This window comes from Neisseria basseii, from assembly GCF_962707005.1.
In the GTDB taxonomy this organism is placed as follows: domain Bacteria; phylum Pseudomonadota; class Gammaproteobacteria; order Burkholderiales; family Neisseriaceae; genus Neisseria; species Neisseria bergeri.
The window spans coordinates 26,366-44,136 of sequence record NZ_CAUIXH010000007.1 but is presented as its reverse complement, the minus strand read 5'-3'; the positions used below and the strand labels follow the sequence as shown (position 1 = coordinate 44,136).

Sequence of the window (17,771 nt, the reverse complement as noted above, 5' to 3'; positions counted from 1 at the left end):
CTTCACTTGGAGAACATTCATGAGCGCAATCGTTGATATTTTCGCCCGCGAAATTTTGGACTCACGCGGCAACCCCACAGTCGAGTGTGATGTATTGCTCGAATCCGGCGTAATGGGACGTGCAGCCGTACCGAGCGGCGCGTCCACCGGTCAAAAAGAGGCTTTGGAACTGCGCGACGGCGACAAATCCCGTTATTCCGGCAAAGGCGTATTGAAGGCAGTCGAACACGTCAACAACCAAATCGCCCAAGCCCTCATCGGTATCGATGCCAACGAGCAATCTTATATCGATCAAATTATGATTGAATTGGACGGTACTGAAAACAAAGGCAATTTGGGTGCGAACGCGACTTTGGCGGTTTCTATGGCGGTTGCACGCGCCGCTGCCGAAGACTCAGGCCTGCCGCTTTACCGCTACTTGGGCGGCGCAGGCCCGATGTCCCTGCCCGTACCGATGATGAACGTCATCAACGGCGGCGAACACGCCAACAACAGCTTGAACATCCAAGAGTTTATGATTATGCCCGTCGGCGCAAAATCTTTCCGCGAAGCGTTGCGCTGCGGTGCGGAAATCTTCCACGCTCTAAAAAAACTGTGCGACAGCAAAGGCTTCCCGACCACAGTCGGCGACGAAGGCGGTTTCGCCCCCAACCTGAACAGCCACAAAGAAGCCCTGCAACTGATGGTTGAAGCCACCGAAGCCGCCGGCTACAAAGCGGGCGAAGACGTATTATTCGCATTGGACTGCGCGTCCAGCGAATTCTACAAAGACGGCAAATACCACTTGGAAGCTGAAGGCCGCTTTTACACCAGTGCGGAATTTGCCGAATATCTGGAAGGTCTGGTCAACGAGTTCCCCATCATCTCCATCGAAGACGGCATGGATGAAAACGACTGGGAAGGCTGGAAACTGCTGACCGAAAAATTGGGCGGCAAAGTCCAGCTCGTTGGCGACGACCTCTTCGTTACCAATCCGAAAATCCTTGCCGAAGGCATTGAAAAAGGCGTGGCAAACGCACTATTGGTCAAAGTCAACCAAATCGGTACTTTGAGTGAAACCCTGAAAGCCGTCGATCTGGCAAAACGCAACCGCTACGCCAGCGTGATGAGCCACCGCTCCGGCGAAACCGAAGACAGCACCATTGCCGACTTGGCAGTCGCCACCAACTGTATGCAGATTAAAACCGGTTCCCTGTCCCGTTCCGACCGTATGGCGAAATACAACCAACTGCTGCGTATCGAGGAAGAATTGGCGGAAGCCGCCTACTACCCCGGCAAAGCCGCATTCTACCAACTGGGCAAATAAGAAAAGGTTAAGGTATGAAGTGGGTAACTGTCGTTTTATCCTTCGCACTTGTCTGTTGCCAATACAGCCTGTGGTTCGGCAAAGGCAGTATCGGACGCAACAGCAGTCTGAGAGAACAGATTGCCGTTCAAGAAGAAAAAAACCAGACACTTGCCCTACGCAATCATTCCCTTGCCGCCGAAGTCTATGATTTGGAAAACGGTCAAGAGGCCATTTCGGAAATCGCCCGGGTAGAACTGGGTTATATCCAAGACGGCGAAACCTTTTACCGACTCATCAGGCATAACCGGTAATACCGTCAAAAAGCCGTCCGAACCAATGTTCGGACGGCTTTTATTTCAACAAACTGTCAGACAGCCCCTCATCCTCCCCCACCAAACCGCAATCCAGCCTGACATCCCCCTCGACGCAACAGCAGCACGGCAGTATCTCGTCCCGCCCCAAAAAAGCCAAAGGCGGCTCCCGATAAGTAACGCTTCCCTCCAAAATCTTCACCCGGCACGATCCGCAATATCCGCTTCGGCACTGATATTCCACCATATGCCCCGTCCGTTCCAAGCCTTCCAACAGGGTCTCGCCCTCCAAGAGTTCAAAAAAACCCTTATTCGTACCAATGTGCGCCATTTCCAACCAATCAAAAATATAGTGGATTAAATTTAAACCAGTACGGCGTTGCCTCGCCTTGCCGTACTTATTTGTACTGTCTGCGGCTTCGTCGCCTTGTCCTGATTTAAATTTAATCCACTATAAAAGGAACAATAACCGATCCGACCTGCTATTTTTCCCATCATACAACATACAAATGCCGTCTGAAACATCCGGCTTCAGACGGCATTTTTTCAAAAAAACGTTTACAACTCAAAATCGCCCAAATCATCCGTATTCACTTCAGAATCGATCTGACCGATCAAATAAGAAGATATTTCCACTTCCTGCGGCGCGACCTGTACGTTGTCGGACGACAACCACGCATTAATCCACGGAATCGGGTTTTGATTTGCACCTTCAAATCCGGCCGGCAAACCCACCGCCTGCATACGCAGATTGGTAATATATTCGACGTATTGGGATAAGATTTCTTTGTTCAAACCGATCATCGAACCGTCTTTAAACAAATATGCCGCCCATTCTTTTTCCTGTTCCGCCGCCTTTTTGAAGAGTTGGAAACATTCGTCCTGCAACTCGGCGGCAATCTCCGCCATTTCAGGATCATCGACACCCGAACGCATCAGATTAAGCATATGCTGCGTGCCGGTCAGGTGCAGGGCTTCGTCGCGGGCAATCAGTTTGATGATTTTGGCGTTGCCTTCCATCAACTCGCGCTCGGCAAAAGCAAACGAGCAGGCAAATGAAACGTAGAAACGGATGGCTTCCAACACGTTGACGCACATCAGGCAGAGATAGAGTTTTTTCTTCAACCCGCGCAAAGACACGGTAACGGGTTTGCCACCGACATTGTGCACCCCTTCGCCCAACAGGTTGTAATACTGGGTGTATTCGATTAAGTCATCGTAATAGCAGGCAATGTCTTCGGCGCGGGCGGTAATATATTCGTTTTCGACAATATCATCAAACACGACCGACGGGTCATTCACAATATTGCGGATGATGTGGGTATAGCTGCGCGAATGGATGGTTTCGCTGAAGCTCCACGTTTCAATCCACGTTTCCAGCTCGGGAATCGAAACCAAAGGCAGCAAGGCAACATTCGGACTGCGCCCTTGGATGGAATCGAGCAGTGTTTGGTATTTCAGATTGCTGATGAAAATATGTTTTTCATGTTCAGGCAGATTGGCGTAGTCGATACGGTCGCGCGAGACATCGATTTCTTCAGGCCGCCAGAAGAAAGACAATTGTTTTTCAATCAGTTTTTCAAATACTTCGTATTTCTGCTGGTCATAACGTGCAACATTCACCGGCTGACCAAAAAACATCGGCTCTTTCAGCGCGTCGTTTTTGGTTTTGGGGAAAGTACTATATGACATAGATAAATGTTCGCATGACATTACAGAAATCCTTTGAATATAAAAACCAGCTCACACTCAGAAAACTGCGAGTTTGCTATTATAACTGATTACTATAATGGTGGTCAGTGAAAATATTTACGAACAGTTTCAAGGTTACCGTTTTTAGAAAACTTCTTATCTTCAGACATCCTTTTAAATACAAAATGCCGTCTGAACTCCTTTCTTATCAAATCTTACAAGCCCCGCCCGCACAGCCGTCATCCTGAATATCGGCCTGCGTATCGTCCGCGCCGTCGCGGGTGTTGTGGTAGTACAGAGTTTTGACACCGTATTTGTAGGCGGTCAGCAGGTCTTTGAGCATTTGTTTCATGGAAACTTTGTTGCCCTCAAATTTGCCCGGGTCGTAGGCGGTATTGGCGGAAATTGCCTGATCAACGAATTTTTGCATCACGCCGACAAGTTTCAGATAGCCTTCGTTGCCCGGAAGCTGCCACAGGGTTTCATAGGCATTTTTCAGGGTTTCAAACTCCGGCACGACTTGTTTCAGGATGCCGTCTTTCGACGCTTTGACCGTTACCAGTCCGCGAGGCGGCTCGATGCCGTTGGTGGCGTTGGCGATTTGCGAACTGGTTTCAGACGGCATGAGTGCGGTTAGAGTAGAGTTACGCAGGCCGTATTTGACGATGTCGGCGCGCAGGCTTTCCCAATCGTAGTGCAAAGGCTCGTTACACACGGCATCCAAGTCTTTTTTGTAGGTGTCGATGGGCAGTTTGCCTTGAGAATAAACGGTTTGATTGAATAGCGGGCATGCGCCGTATTCTTTGGCAAGGTTTACCGATGCTTTGAGCAGGTAATACTGCATAGCTTCAAAGGTACGGTGGGTCAGGCCGAGCGCGGAGCCGTCGCTGTAGCGGACACCGTTTTTCGCCAAATAATATGCATAGTTGATCACGCCGATACCGAGCGAACGGCGACCCATAGTGGAGGTACGCGCGGCCTCTACCGGATATCCCTGATAATCTAAAAGTGCATCGAGTGCGCGAACGGTCAAATCGGCAAGCCCTTCCAACTCATCCAAGTTGTTTAATGCACCCAAGTTAAAGGCAGACAGGGTACACAGGGCAATTTCGCCGTTCGGATCGTTGATATTGTCCAGAGGTTTGGTCGGCAGTGCGATTTCCATGCACAGGTTGGACTGGTGCACGGGGGCGACACTCGGATCAAACGGGCTGTGCGTATTGCAATGGTCAACGTTTTGAATGTAAATGCGCCCTGTTCCGGCACGCTCCTGCATCAGTGTGGAAAACAGGTCGGCAGCCGGAATGATGCGCTTGCGTATGTTCGGGTCTTGCTCGTATTTCGTATAGAGACGTTCAAATTCGTCCTGATCGGCAAAGAACGCCTCGTACAATCCCGGAACCTCGTTGGGCGAAAACAGCGTAATATTGCCGCCCTTAATCAGGCGGGTGTACAGCAGGCGGTTGATTTGCACGCCGTAATCAAGCTGGCGGATACGGTTGTCTTCCACACCGCGATTGTTTTTCAACACCAGCAGGCTTTCGGCTTCGATGTGCCACAAGGGATAGAACAAGGTTGCCGCGCCGCCGCGCACGCCGCCTTGCGAACAGGATTTGACCGCCGCCTGAAACATTTTGAAAAACGGAATGCAGCCGGTATGCCGGGCTTCGCCGCCCCGTATTTCGCTGTCCAAACCGCGGATACGTCCGGCATTGATGCCGATACCCGCGCGTTGGGAAACGTATTTCACAATCGCGCTGGTAGTGGCGTTGATGGAATCCAGGCTGTCGTCGCATTCAATCAGCACACAGCTTGAAAATTGGCGCGTAGGCGTACGCACGCCGCTCATAATCGGGGTCGGCAGCGATACTTTAAATGTGGAAACGGCATCGTAAAACCGTTTGACGTAACCCAGGCGCGCCTCTTTCGGGTATTTGCTGAAAAGGCACATCGCCACCAAAACATATAAAAACTGCGGCGTTTCGTAAATCTGGCGGGTAACGCGGTTCTGTACCAGATATTTGCCTTCGAGCTGTTTGACGGCGGCATAGGAAAAGGACATATCGCGTTCGTGGTCGATATAGGCGTTCAGCTCGTCAAATTCTTCGCGGCTGTAATCCTCAAGGATATGCCTATCGTATTTTCCGGCATCGGTGAGTTTTTTAACGTGGTCGTAAAGGTGCGGCGGCTCGTACTCGCCGTAGGCTATTTTACGCAGATGGAAAATCGCCAGGCGCGCGGCAAGGTATTGGTAGTCCGGGGTATCTTCCGAAATTAAATCGGCAGCGGCTTTGATGATGGTTTCGTGGATGTCGTCGGTGCGGATGCCGTTGTAGAACTGGATGTGCGATTTCAACTCGACCTGCGACACGGAAACATTTTCCAATCCTTCCGCCGCCCAAGTAACGACACGGTGAATCTTATCCAAATCAATGGTTTCCAATCTCCCGTCTCGTTTGGTTACTTTCAAATCAGTCGGTGTATTCATCGCTTCCTCTTCCACTCTTGATATTCAAGACACGGTCTTTTCAAATAAATTAAGGCAGACAATATAGTGGATTTTTGGCATTTTCTCCAGTCTTGACAACGGTTGCATTTTTCAGTTTCAGGCAATGCACGATAAAACCCGCCTGTCGTATTTTCCCTATAATATTTGTTTTATCTGATAATTCTTTACCGATAAAAAACGGGTAAATTTTTTGCCTTTTGACCGGCTCCTGCTACAAGGCGATGAAATAAGGATTTTCCGACAGAAAAGGAAAGCTTCCGGTTTTCTGCCCTTGTAAATTGTTAAATTTTGCAAAGTATGATCTTGCCGCGCCGCCGCCGACAAATTCCATTTTCTTACCGATTGGAATTTATTATTGAGATTAATGTGTTATTTGAATCTGTATATCAAACGGCAAGTTTTGCCGGGTGAACGAATCTGAAACTGCCGACAGTTTGCCCGTTCCATCCTTCCATCCTATACTGGAAAGAATTGCAAACTGAAAGGATCGTCATGTCTGTCAAAAAGATACTTGCCATACTGTTGTCTGCAATATTGGGACCGGTATCGACAACTGCCGCTGCCGGTACGTCAGAACCCGCCCACCGCCATACCAAACATATCCGCAAGGCAAACAAGCAGATGCTACACCCCGAATGCAGGAAATATTTGGAACGCCGTGCCGCGTGGTACCGATCGCAAGGCAACGTGCAGGAATTGCGCGAAAACAAAAAGGTGCGTAAAGCATTCCGCACCCTGCCTTATAAGGAACAGAAAACCCAATGCCGGGCGGCTTATGAGGCTTTCGATGATTTCGACGGCGGCAGGTTCCGCCGTTAATCCCATATAAAATATGCCGTCTGAACACAGGTTCAGACGGCATTTTCCATAGATACAACAAACCATCCTTACGCCATTTCGTTTGAGGTGCTCCCGTTGCCGCAGCCTTAATATAGTGGATTAAATTTAAATCAGGACAAGGCGACGAAGCCGCAGACAGTACAGATAGTACGGCAAGGCGAGGCAACGCTGTACTGGTTTAAAGTTAATCCACTATACATCCGCAAAAGCGAATCATACCGCCATATTCCGACAATCGGTTTCAGACGGCAACATCCGCATCGTCGGCGACAACGGCACGGATGCTTTCTTCGATTTTATCTTTTAAAGCATAACGGTCTTCGCTTTCCGCCGCATCCGCCACGCAAACGAAATCGACTTTTATCGTTAATTTTTTCATAGACACAATGCGCCACAGGCAGGTCGGCAAACCGACATCGGCATATGAGGGACGAGCCGTCCTTTTTCCCGTTTCGTCATAATAACGCAGCGCGACCGCCAAAACCTTTGCCCCCGCATCGATGGCGGATTGGAACAGCGCGGCTTTGAAGGGCAAAAGCCCCAGCCCGGAGGAAGTCCGCGCTTCGGGGAAAAAACTGACGTTTTGACCGCGTTGCAAGGTTTCGCAGACGGCGCGGTTAATCGGTTCGATGTCGCGCCGCGAATTGCGGTTGATGAACACCGTTCCCGCGTTCTGCCCCATCTTGCCCAATACCGGCCAGCTTTTGATTTCCTGCTTGGCGATAAAGCTGCTCGGATAAACCGCGCTCATAGCGAAAATATCCAGCCAAGACACGTGGTTGGCGGCAACCAAGACACCGTTCGGATGTTCGGGTGTGGGTCTGCCCACCTCCAATCCGATATCCAAAGCCGCCAAAGCCCCCCTACCCAACTCGATTACCGCCCGATTACGCGACTCGGGGCAGCCGCCGTCAATACCGCGCAGGTTTTTGCCGGTTTTGAACAGCCAGACCGCCAAACGGCACAAGCGGCGCAGACGTGTAAAAAATGAAGCTTTATTTGAAGACATGAGCAATTCTTTCCCGATAATCGGTGTTTGTTGTTGAAACGTCCAGACGGCATACCGATAAAATGCTGTCTGAAACCGTGTTCCGCCCTATTTCTGACAGTTCGGGCAGTAAAACGTGCCGCGCTGCCCCAAAGTTTCTTTCACAATCAAACCGCCGCACCGGGGGCACGGCTGATTGTGCCGCCCGTACACCGTATATTCCTGTTGGAAGTAGCCGCTTTTGCCGTCGCTATCCACAAAATCCCTCAAGGTGCTGCCGCCCGTTTCAATGGCACGCCGCAACACCGCTTTGACGGTTTCAACCAAAAGCGCGCACTCTTTCTTTTTCAGGCGGTTGGCAGGACGGCGGGGCGAAATGCCCGCTCTGAACAGGCTCTCGTTGGCATAAATGTTGCCCACACCGACCACGACCGCATTGTCCATCAGGGCAAGTTTGACCGCGCGTTTCTGCGCCTTCAGCCTCACATACAGATAATCCGTGCAAAATGCCTCCGACAAAGGCTCCGGCCCCAGTTTTTCCAACAGCGGATGATGTTCTTCGATTCCCTCATACCAAAGTATCGCGCCGAACTTTCTCGGATCGCGGTAACGCATGACCGTGCCGTCTGAAAACACAATATCGACGTGATCGTGTCTGTCCGGCTTGCCGATACGTCCGTCCGACGGCGTAAAAATCCGCAAACTGCCCGACATCCCCAAGTGAACCAGCAAAATCCCCGTTTGGAAACGGACAATCAGATATTTGGCACGCCTGCCGCAGGACAAAACCTGCCGGCCGGACAAAATCCCCCCCAAATCGGGATTGATCTGCCAGCGCAGCTTCAGTTGGCGCAATATCACGGCTTCCACCGTTTTCCCTTCAATATGCGGCGCGATGCCGCGCAACGTCGTTTCCACTTCCGGCAATTCAGGCATAACCCCTCCCGACATTTCTTCTGACAGATGCCGTCTGAAAGACGGCCGTCCCTTAATCCGCAACCCTTGCCGCACCCGCCGCAAGGGCTTTGCCGCCCAAATACCCGTCCCACGCGGGCAGGGGCGTTACGCCCGCCGCCCTTTTGACCAAAACCAAACCGTACACTGCGGCACACTGCGGCCACCAACGGTCGCCCGCCTTTTCCATAAACTGCCAAAAGCGTATTTGCCCGAGCGACGAAACAGGCGGCAGATACACCATAAATTTCCCAAATTCAATATCGAAACCGACATCCGCAAGCTGCCTTTTCAACCCGGACAGCGGCAGACAAAACCGTTTCTCCGGCAGGCGTTCGCCGTCAAACCAACGGCCGAATCCCCAAAGCGAATACGGATTGAAACCCGTCAGCATCAAACGTCCGGACGGTTTCAATATCCGGTACGCCTCGGACAGGATTTGCGAAGGAACACCGCCTTCAAGCGTATGGGGGAAAAGCAGCATATCCGCAGAAACATCCGCCAAAGCCATATTTTCCGCCGACATCGACATATCTCGCGGCACACAGACAACATCTTCAGACGGCATCTGCCACCTGCCGCCCACCTGAACCGCACACATTCCCGAAAAACGGTATGAATCCAGATACCACCTGAAGAAGTCCTGTTCCAATTTTGCAACATACCGCCCCATCGTCGTATCTTCAAACCATGCATCCATATTGCGTCCGTTTCAAACAGATTGCCTACCGATATTCTATTCCAAACAGAGTTTCTGTCAAAAAACACATCGGCCGCCCATTTCCGAATCCGCATAAAGTTCCTGTAAAACTTGACGCTTTTTCAGTCAAACAGTACCATCGGACGATGAAATATGTTTATTCCGCCGATATAAATCATGTCCAAACTCAAAACCATCGTCCTGACTGCCTCGGGCCTCTCCGTCTGTTCCGGCCCACTGTACGCCCAAAACACCTCTTCACACCAAATCGGTTTGGCGATTATGCGCTTAAACTCTTCAATACTCGACCTGCCCCCGACAAAACAATATTTCCAATCGGGCAGCCTGTGGAGCGAGCTGCGCCAAGGCTTCCGGATGGACGAAGTCAATCCCGAACTGGTGCGCCGCCACGAAAGCAAATTCATCGCAAGCCGCAGCTATTTCGACAGGGTCGTCAACCGGAGCCGGCCCTATATGTACCATATCGCCAACGAAGTCAAAAAACGCAATATGCCCGCCGAAGCCGCCCTGCTTCCCTTCATCGAAAGCGCGTTCGTTACCAAAGCCAAATCGCATGTCGGCGCATCGGGCCTGTGGCAGTTTATGCCCGCTACCGGCAGGCATTACGGCTTGGAAAAAACACCGGTTTACGACGGCAGGCACGACGTTTACGCCGCCACCGATGCCGCACTCAACTATCTGCAATACCTCTATGGGCTGTTCGGCGACTGGCCGCTCGCCTTTGCCGCCTACAACTGGGGCGAAGGCAACGTCGGACGCGCCATCAACCGCGCCCGCGCACAGGGTCTCGAACCGACCTACGAAAATCTGCGTATGCCCAACGAAACGCGCAACTATGTCCCCAAGCTGCTCGCCGTGCGCAACATTATTGCCACCCCCCAATCTTTCGGCATGAATATCAGCGACATAGACAACAAACCCTATTTTCAGGCAGTCGAACCTGACCGCCCCATCGATAACGAAGCCATCGCCCGGCTCGCCGGCATCACGCAAAGCGAGCTGCTCGCCCTGAATCCGGCATTCAACGTCCCCGCGTTCATCCCCAAAAACAAACGCAAATTGCTGCTTCCTGCCGCGTCCGTCCAAACCTTCCAAAGCAACTACCTCAACGCCGCGCCCGACAGCCTGTTTTCATGGGAAGTCTATACGCCTGCCGCCAAAACCAGCCTGTCCGACATCTCGACGGCAACCGGCATGAGCATTGCCGACATCAAACGCCTCAACAACCTGAACGGCAACCTTGTCAACGCAGGACGCAGCATCCTTGTCGCCAAGAACGGCAAGACCCTTCAGACGGCATCGGAATCCGTCGTTTCCATCGACATCGACAATACGCCCGACACCTACCGCTCCAATATGCCGGCAGGCACGGTGAACGTCGGCATTGCCCGAATCCAATCCGCCGCCGCACAGACAGCGGACATTACCGTCGCACCTTTGCCGCAGGAAACCGTCCGTACGGAACCCGACCCCCTTGTCCGCATTGCCGAACCCGCCCTTGCAACAGCCGCAGCGCAACCTCAAACCGAAAAACAGACCGCCATGCCGTCTGAAACCCAAACCGCAACACTCGCGCAGATCGTCCCCCAAAACGACATGCAGGCGGCAGACGAACTCATGCAGCTTGTTGCCCGAAACAACCTGCGCCGTCAGGCTGAAGAAACCATCTCTGCCGTCATCGGCACACCTGACACAGTTGCCGAACACAAAATTTCCGCATCTCCGCAACATACCGTTGCCGCCGACGGCAAACGCCGCGTCCGTTTGGAAACGCGCGTAGCCAAAGCCGCCGACAGCGGAACAGACCCCGCCGCCCGTACTGGAATCCACCGTGTTGTAGAAGGCGACACCCTGTTCAACATTGCCAAACGCTACAACGTCAGCGTAGCCGACCTGATTGTCGCCAACAACATCAAAGGCAACACCATCCAAAAAGGACAGGTACTCCGCCTGGCGCAGGCAGCCCCCGCCCAAACCCGTATTGAAAAAGTATCCTACACCGCGCGCAAAGGCGACACCTTCAAAAGTATCGCCGCGCGCTTCAATATCCATATCGACGACATCCGCCGGCTCAATCCCAACCTGAACACCATCAATCCGGGACAGAGGGTCAAACTGATTGGAAGCTGATTCGGATACGGCACATGACAGGACTTTCTCAGTCCTGTCTTTTTCATCCCACATTTCCCATACCATCATGAAACTCATCAAATACCTGCAATATCAAGGCATAGGAAGCCGCAAGCAGTGCCAATGGCTGATTAGGGGCGGCTACGTCTCCATCAACGGAACCTGCATGGACGACACCGATGCAGACATCGATTCCTCATCCGTCGAAACGTTGGATATTGACGAGGAAACAGTAACCGTCGTCCCCGAACCCTATTTCTACATCCTGCTCAACAAGCCTGAAGATTACGAAACTTCGCACAAACCGAAACACTACCGCAGCGTATTTAGCCTGTTCCCCGACAATATGCGGAACATCGATATGCAGGCGGTCGGCAGGCTGGATGCAGATACGACCGGCGTATTGCTGATTACCAACGACGGCAAATTGAACCACAACCTGACTTCTCCGAGCAGAAAAATTCCCAAGCTGTACGAAGTAACGCTCAAACACCCCACAGGAGAAACGCTCTGCGAAACCTTGAAAAACGGCGTGCTGCTCCACGACGAAAACGAAACCGTTTGTGCCGCCGATGCCGTTTTGGAAAACCCGACTACCCTGCTGCTGACCATTACCGAAGGAAAATACCACCAAGTCAAACGCATGGTTGCTGCCGCCGGCAACCGCGTGCAGCACCTTCACCGCCGGCAATTCGCAGATTTGGAAACAGGAAACCTCAAACCCGGGGAATGGAAATTTATCGGATGCCCCAAATTCTAAAAAAATCCATTATTTCCTTATATTCAAATACATACATTTAAAATGAATCATTTAACCGAAATTAACTCAAAAAACAACCGGTTTGCGATATAATTCTCCTGTCTGAGCAATGCCTGTGCAAGCAGGCTTATGAGTAAGACGTTTTCCCCGTAATGTGTTTGACCATCTATACTTCTCGGTATAGATGGTTTTTTTATTTCAAACTCTCTCTTCCATCACCATTAAAATACTATCGTTAATATAATCAACAAAATTTCACTTCCGTACACCAATGTATAAGAATAACAAATTAATCTGTTCATAAACTTCGATTCTTCCTTATCTGTTTATACTTATCAGAAATACTCACTGAAATATATGCCTTTTTCAGGAAAAATCACTAGGCAGTTAAAAAACATTCAGTCAATTTCTGTTAAGAATCACGTGTAAAATTTCCGCTTTATCTCAATCGGACACGGTTTCAATATGTCTTCCCCTTCAAATACCAACCGTCAAACCTGGTCCAGCCGTTTGACTTATATCCTTACCGTTGCCGGCGCGACTGTCGGTTTCGGCGCGACGTGGCGTTTCCCGTATTTGGTCGGTGAAAACGGCGGCGGCGCGTATGTGTTTTTATTCTGTATCGCGATGCTGGTTATCGGCATACCGATGATTTTGGTAGAAAACGTCATCGGACGGCGCAAAGGCGTGAACGCGCTGGATGCGTTCGGCGGTTCGATGAACGGCAAACCCGTTGCCAAAATTTGGAAACTGGTCGGCTGGATGGGGCTGCTCGGCGCGTTCGGCATCATGGCTTATTATATGGTACTCGGCGGCTGGGTAATCAGCTATATCGTTAATATTATTGGAGGAAATTTGAATATTTCCAACCCAGTCAGCGGCGAAATAACGAAAAGCTTCTTTACCGAACACATTGAAAACAGCCCTTGGGAAATTGCGTTCTACACTTTCTTGTTTGTCGTTGTGAACCAATGGATTTTGGTCAAAGGCGTTATCGGCGGCATTGAAAAAGCGGCAAAATACCTGATGCCGCTGCTGTTTTTGTTCCTAATCGCGATGGTCGTCCGCAACGTTACCCTTCCGGGCGCGATGGAAGGGGTTGCTTTCTATCTGAAACCTGATTTCAGCAAGATTACCGCCGAACTGTTCGTCTTCGTTTTGGGGCAGGTATTTTTTGCCCTGAGCCTGGGTTTCGGCGTGATGATTACCTTGTCCAGCTATTTGGATAAAAACGAAAATCTGGTGCAAACCTCAGTTATCACGGCAATTACCAATACCATCATCGCCGTACTGGCGGGCTTTATGATTTTCCCGTCGCTCTTCAGCTTCGGCGTTGCCCCCGACTCCGGCCCGACTTTGGTATTCCAAAGCTTGCCGATTGTGTTCTCACATATGTGGGCGGGACCTGTGTTCGCCGTGATTTTCTTCTCTCTGCTCCTGATTGCCGCACTGACGACTTCGCTGACGATTTATGAAGTGTTGATTACGACCATCCAGGAAAAAACCAAAATCCGCCGCACCGCCGCGATTACGATTGTATTGTCCGCCATCTTCGTTTTCGGCAACATCCCGTCTATTTTGAGCTATGGTCCGTGGAAAGACGTTTCCGTGTTCGGCAAAAATATTTTCGATGCCTTCGACTACATCAGCGGCAACATCTTGTTTATGCTGACCGCGCTCGGTTCCGCGCTGTTTGTCGGTTTTGTGATGAAGGACGAAGCGAAGGAAGAATTGCTTTATAAAGGCAATCATACGACGGTCAATATCTGGTTTGCCTATGTGAAATACCTCGTGCCGCTGGTGATTCTGCTAATTTTCGTCAGCAACCTGTTCTAATCCGTAGCAATCGATGCCGTCTGAAGGTCATGCCTCTTTCAGACGGCATTACATTGATGCCCGCCACAATACCCGCAACGCCGGAATCCGAACCGGCTTGTCGGCTTCTGTCGAACGCTTCCGGGCAGGCGGCGTTCCGTCTGCTTAGACAATCGTCCTTTAAAACAGGTAGAATCTGCCCCAACGGGAAACACACCTTTCAGACGGCAAAACCCATACCCCAAACCATCAGGAATCCCCCTTATGAACAGACAAAAAGTCATCGCCATCGACGGCCCCGGCGCATCGGGCAAAGGCACGGTCGCCGCCCGCGTCGCCGCCGCATTGGGATACGATTATCTCGACACCGGCGCGCTCTACCGCCTGACCGCCCTATATGCGCAAAAACAAGGCGTGGAATGGCACGATGAAGAAAATGTTTCCGAACTGGCAAAAAAACTGCCCGCCGTATTTTCAGGCAACCGCATCCTGCTCGGCGGAGAAGACGTTTCAGACGGCATACGGACAGAAGCCATAGGCATGGGGGCATCCGCCGTTGCGCAATTGCCTAAAGTCCGTACCGCCCTGCTGCAACGACAACGCGATTTTCTGACCAAAAAAGGACTGGTCGCCGACGGACGGGACATCGGATCAGTCGTATTCCCCGAAGCCGAACTCAAAATCTTCCTGACAGCAGAATCCAAAATCAGAGCCGAACGCCGCGCCAAACAAATCGGCATCCCCTGCGAAGGTTTGGCATTCGAGCGCATCTTGTCCGACATCGAAGCCAGAGACGAGGCAGACCGAAACCGCAAGGTTGCCCCCCTGAAACAACAGCCCGATGCCCTGCTTTTGGATACGAGCCGCCTGACTATAGAAGAAACTGTAAAAAAAGTGCTTGATTGGTATCGTAAAGTTTAAATTTTCAGGTATAATTGCCCACATTACGTTTCAGACGGCATAAAAATCCCCCATATGCCGTCTGAAACCTTATTTACCCGCCTGCCGCGCCAAGGTCGACAGGCATCCACCAACCTACCCCGCACCCCTTGGCGGTGTACCGAAAAGAGTTATATATGTCTATGGAAAATTTTGCTCAGCTGTTGGAAGAAAGCTTTACCCTGCAAGAAATGAACCCGGGTGAGGTGATTACCGCCGAAGTCGTGGCAATCGACCAAAACTTCGTTACCGTAAACGCAGGTCTGAAATCAGAATCCCTGATTGATGTAGCTGAATTCAAAAACGCTCAAGGCGAAATTGAAGTTAAAGTCGGCGACTTCGTTACCGTTACCATCGAATCCGTCGAAAACGGCTTCGGCGAAACCAAACTGTCCCGCGAAAAAGCCAAACGCGCAGCCGATTGGATTGCCCTGGAAGAAGCCATGGAAAACGGCGACATCCTGTCCGGCATCATCAATGGCAAAGTCAAAGGCGGTCTGACCGTTATGATCAACAGTATCCGCGCATTCCTGCCGGGTTCTTTGGTTGACGTACGTCCTGTAAAAGACACTTCCCACTTTGAAGGCAAAGAGATCGAATTCAAAGTGATCAAACTGGACAAAAAACGCAACAACGTCGTTGTTTCCCGCCGCGCCGTTCTGGAAGCCACTTTGGGTGAAGAACGCAAAGCCCTGCTGGAAAACCTGCAAGAAGGCTCCGTCATCAAAGGCATCGTCAAAAACATCACCGACTACGGCGCATTCGTTGACCTGGGCGGTATCGACGGTCTGCTGCACATCACCGATTTGGCATGGCGTCGCGTGAAACACCCGAGCGAAGTCTTGGAAGTCGGTCAGGAAGTTGAAGCCAAAGTATTGAAATTCGACCAAGAAAAACAACGCGTTTCCTTGGGTATGAAACAACTGGGCGAAGATCCTTGGAGCGGTCTGACCCGCCGTTATCCGCAAGGCACCCGCCTGTTCGGCAAAGTATCCAACCTGACCGACTACGGCGCATTCGTCGAAATCGAACAAGGCATCGAAGGTTTGGTACACGTCTCCGAAATGGACTGGACCAACAAAAACGTACACCCGAGCAAAGTCGTACAACTGGGCGACGAAGTCGAAGTCATGATTTTGGAAATCGACGAGGGCCGCCGCCGTATCTCTTTGGGTATGAAACAATGCCAGGCCAATCCTTGGGAAGAATTTGCCGCCAACCACAACAAAGGCGACAAAATCTCCGGTGCGGTTAAATCCATTACCGATTTCGGCGTATTCGTCGGCCTGCCCGGCGGCATCGATGGTCTGGTTCACCTGTCCGACCTGTCCTGGACCGAATCCGGCGAAGAAGCCGTACGCAAATACAAAAAAGGCGAAGAAGTCGAAGCCGTCGTATTGGCAATCGACGTGGAAAAAGAACGCATCTCCTTGGGTATCAAACAACTGGAAGGCGATCCTTTCGGCAACTTCATCAGCGTGAACGACAAAGGTTCTTTGGTTAAAGGTTCCGTGAAATCTGTTGATGCCAAAGGTGCTGTTGTTGCTCTGTCTGACGAAGTAGAAGGCTACCTGCCCGCTTCTGAATTCGCCGCCGACCGCGTTGAAGACTTGACCACCAAACTGAAAGAAGGCGACGAAGTTGAAGCCGTCATCGTTACCGTTGACCGCAAAAACCGCAGCATCAAACTTTCCGTTAAAGCCAAAGATGCCAAAGAAAGCCGCGAAGCACTGAACTCCGTCAACGCAGCCGCTACTGCAAATGCCGGCACCACCAGCTTGGGCGACCTGCTGAAAGCCAAACTCTCCGGCGAGCAAGAATAAGGTTGCAGACATGACAAAGTCTGAGTTAATGGCTCGCTTGGCAGAAGTATTTGCCGCCAAAAACGGCACGCATCTTCAGGCAAAAGACGTAGAGTACAGCGTAAAAGTCCTGGTTGACACCATGACCCGATCGCTTGCCCGAGGTCAACGCATCGAAATTCGCGGTTTCGGCAGCTTCGATTTGAACCATCGTCCTGCCCGCATCGGTCGCAATCCCAAAACTGGCGAGCGTGTGGAAGTACCTGAAAAACATGTACCCCACTTCAAGCCCGGTAAAGAATTGCGCGAGCGGGTCGACTTGGCTTTAAAAGAAAATGCCAATTAAACCTTAGCATCAAAACGCTGCTTCCAAGCGGCGTTTTTTTCTGTGGTTTAACTTCATCCGCTGCTTCAATACCTTGAGCCAAGCAAGCAACGGATTAGAGCGTGGATTTTTTTATCATTGCTTACAATCCGCTTTTTAAACAACAAATTGTTGATTTCTATTACGAACAGGACAAAAATCCTGCTTATTGCACTAAAACTAAGCCGTTTCAGGAATTTGCGGCAAATTTACGGCTTTTACCGAACCTAATGCTTTCGCTTTTTGGTAAAACGCCAATTTGTATTCAAGCAAATCTAAATAGCGTTTCAATTCGGCAATTTGACACTTCACATTTTCTATTTGATTTTCAAACAAGGAAAGGCGTTCTTCAATGGTATCGTCGCCAATGACAGTACATTCCGCAAAGCGTTTGATGTCTTTTAAGCTCATTCCCGTATTTTTCAAGCATTGCAATAAACCCAACCATTGCAAATCGTTATCGGTAAAACAGCGGTTACCGTATTCATCACGTCCGATATTAGGCAACAAGCCTTCTTTGTCGTAAAAGCGTAAAGTGTGGGCGGAGATGCCTATTTTTTCGGCAGCTTTGGCAGTGGTATAAGTCATTTTCCCTCCCTCTAAACAAAAACGGTAAAAAATACTTGCCTTAGAGTGAACTCTAAAGTGTAAACTGTTG

General features: G+C 50.7%; 17 protein-coding genes and 2 pseudogenes. 11 read left to right on the top strand and 8 right to left on the bottom strand.

The genetic code is table 11. The annotated features are described in order from the left end of the window. Positions 1-19: 19 nt before the first annotated feature. Positions 20-1,306, top strand: coding sequence for a phosphopyruvate hydratase (eno, locus tag Q9I99_RS05425; RefSeq protein WP_301667155.1), 1,287 nt, complete (start codon positions 20-22; stop codon positions 1,304-1,306). 14 nt (positions 1,307-1,320) lie between these two features. Continuing rightward, complete coding sequence (gene ftsB / locus Q9I99_RS05420; protein ID WP_002213385.1) at positions 1,321-1,599, top strand: cell division protein FtsB; 279 nt, start codon at positions 1,321-1,323, stop codon at positions 1,597-1,599. Positions 1,600-1,639: 40 nt separating this feature from the next. Here the strand turns inward: ftsB and yfaE are convergent, their stop codons facing one another. The 4 genes and pseudogenes from yfaE to nrdA form a co-directional block, all read right to left on the bottom strand. Then, positions 1,640-1,930: a class I ribonucleotide reductase maintenance protein YfaE gene (gene yfaE / locus Q9I99_RS05415; RefSeq protein ID WP_301667169.1), complete on the bottom strand. Its 291-nt coding sequence runs from the start codon at positions 1,928-1,930 to the stop codon at positions 1,640-1,642. Positions 1,931-1,946: 16 nt separating this feature from the next. Then, positions 1,947-2,055, bottom strand: a pseudogene (locus Q9I99_RS05410) (IS5/IS1182 family transposase); the annotation flags it as partial. 102 nt (positions 2,056-2,157) lie between these two features. Continuing rightward, on the bottom strand, positions 2,158-3,291 hold the full coding sequence (gene nrdB / locus Q9I99_RS05405; protein WP_301667170.1) for a class Ia ribonucleoside-diphosphate reductase subunit beta: 1,134 nt from the start codon (positions 3,289-3,291) through the stop codon (positions 2,158-2,160). Positions 3,292-3,499: 208 nt separating this feature from the next. Next, positions 3,500-5,779, bottom strand: coding sequence for a class 1a ribonucleoside-diphosphate reductase subunit alpha (gene nrdA, locus Q9I99_RS05400; RefSeq protein ID WP_301667171.1), 2,280 nt, complete (start codon positions 5,777-5,779; stop codon positions 3,500-3,502). Between the two features lie 513 nt (positions 5,780-6,292). Here nrdA and Q9I99_RS05395 point away from each other — a divergent pair. Both Q9I99_RS05395 and Q9I99_RS05390 read left to right on the top strand, forming a co-directional pair. Continuing rightward, a complete protein-coding gene (locus Q9I99_RS05395) occupies positions 6,293-6,619 on the top strand; it encodes a stress response protein (RefSeq protein WP_301667172.1) in 327 nt (108 codons plus the stop codon). A gap of 111 nt (positions 6,620-6,730) precedes the next feature. Then, a pseudogene (locus tag Q9I99_RS05390) lies at positions 6,731-6,841 on the top strand (IS5/IS1182 family transposase); the annotation flags it as partial. A 40-nt stretch (positions 6,842-6,881) separates the two neighbouring features. Here the strand turns inward: Q9I99_RS05390 and Q9I99_RS05385 are convergent. The 3 genes from Q9I99_RS05385 to Q9I99_RS05375 form a co-directional block, all read right to left on the bottom strand. Then, entirely contained in the window at positions 6,882-7,649 is a 768-nt protein-coding gene (locus tag Q9I99_RS05385; protein ID WP_301667173.1) for a 1-acyl-sn-glycerol-3-phosphate acyltransferase, read from the bottom strand. A gap of 87 nt (positions 7,650-7,736) precedes the next feature. Continuing rightward, entirely contained in the window at positions 7,737-8,564 is an 828-nt protein-coding gene (gene mutM, locus Q9I99_RS05380; protein ID WP_301667174.1) for a DNA-formamidopyrimidine glycosylase, read from the bottom strand. Between the two features lie 52 nt (positions 8,565-8,616). Continuing rightward, a complete protein-coding gene (locus Q9I99_RS05375) occupies positions 8,617-9,282 on the bottom strand; it encodes a class I SAM-dependent methyltransferase (protein ID WP_301667175.1) in 666 nt (221 codons plus the stop codon). 177 nt (positions 9,283-9,459) lie between these two features. On the opposite strand from Q9I99_RS05375, the gene Q9I99_RS05370 reads away from it, so the two are divergent. From Q9I99_RS05370 to Q9I99_RS05340, 7 genes are all read left to right on the top strand, one after another. Beyond that, positions 9,460-11,433, top strand: a complete 1,974-nt coding sequence (locus tag Q9I99_RS05370) for a lytic transglycosylase (protein WP_301667176.1) — start codon at positions 9,460-9,462, stop codon at positions 11,431-11,433. A 67-nt stretch (positions 11,434-11,500) separates the two neighbouring features. Then, the gene (locus Q9I99_RS05365; protein ID WP_301667177.1) at positions 11,501-12,193 is read left to right on the top strand and encodes a 16S rRNA pseudouridine(516) synthase; all 693 of its coding nucleotides are present in this window, start codon (positions 11,501-11,503) and stop codon (positions 12,191-12,193) included. A gap of 465 nt (positions 12,194-12,658) precedes the next feature. Then, positions 12,659-14,029 carry a sodium-dependent transporter gene (locus Q9I99_RS05360; RefSeq protein ID WP_301667178.1) on the top strand — a complete coding sequence of 457 codons (1,371 nt, stop codon included), beginning with the start codon at positions 12,659-12,661 and terminating at the stop codon, positions 14,027-14,029. A 13-nt stretch (positions 14,030-14,042) separates the two neighbouring features. Continuing rightward, positions 14,043-14,177, top strand: coding sequence for a hypothetical protein (locus Q9I99_RS05355; protein ID WP_301667179.1), 135 nt, complete (start codon positions 14,043-14,045; stop codon positions 14,175-14,177). A gap of 95 nt (positions 14,178-14,272) precedes the next feature. Beyond that, positions 14,273-14,929, top strand: a complete 657-nt coding sequence (gene cmk, locus Q9I99_RS05350; RefSeq protein WP_301667180.1) for a (d)CMP kinase — start codon at positions 14,273-14,275, stop codon at positions 14,927-14,929. 155 nt (positions 14,930-15,084) lie between these two features. Next, a complete protein-coding gene (gene rpsA, locus Q9I99_RS05345; protein WP_301667181.1) occupies positions 15,085-16,770 on the top strand; it encodes a 30S ribosomal protein S1 in 1,686 nt (561 codons plus the stop codon). A gap of 10 nt (positions 16,771-16,780) precedes the next feature. Next, a complete protein-coding gene (locus tag Q9I99_RS05340) occupies positions 16,781-17,095 on the top strand; it encodes an integration host factor subunit beta (RefSeq protein ID WP_107818963.1) in 315 nt (104 codons plus the stop codon). 198 nt (positions 17,096-17,293) lie between these two features. Here the strand turns inward: Q9I99_RS05340 and Q9I99_RS05335 are convergent, their stop codons facing one another. Continuing rightward, positions 17,294-17,701: a MerR family transcriptional regulator gene (locus Q9I99_RS05335; RefSeq protein ID WP_002213348.1), complete on the bottom strand. Its 408-nt coding sequence runs from the start codon at positions 17,699-17,701 to the stop codon at positions 17,294-17,296. Positions 17,702-17,771: the final 70 nt, after the last annotated feature.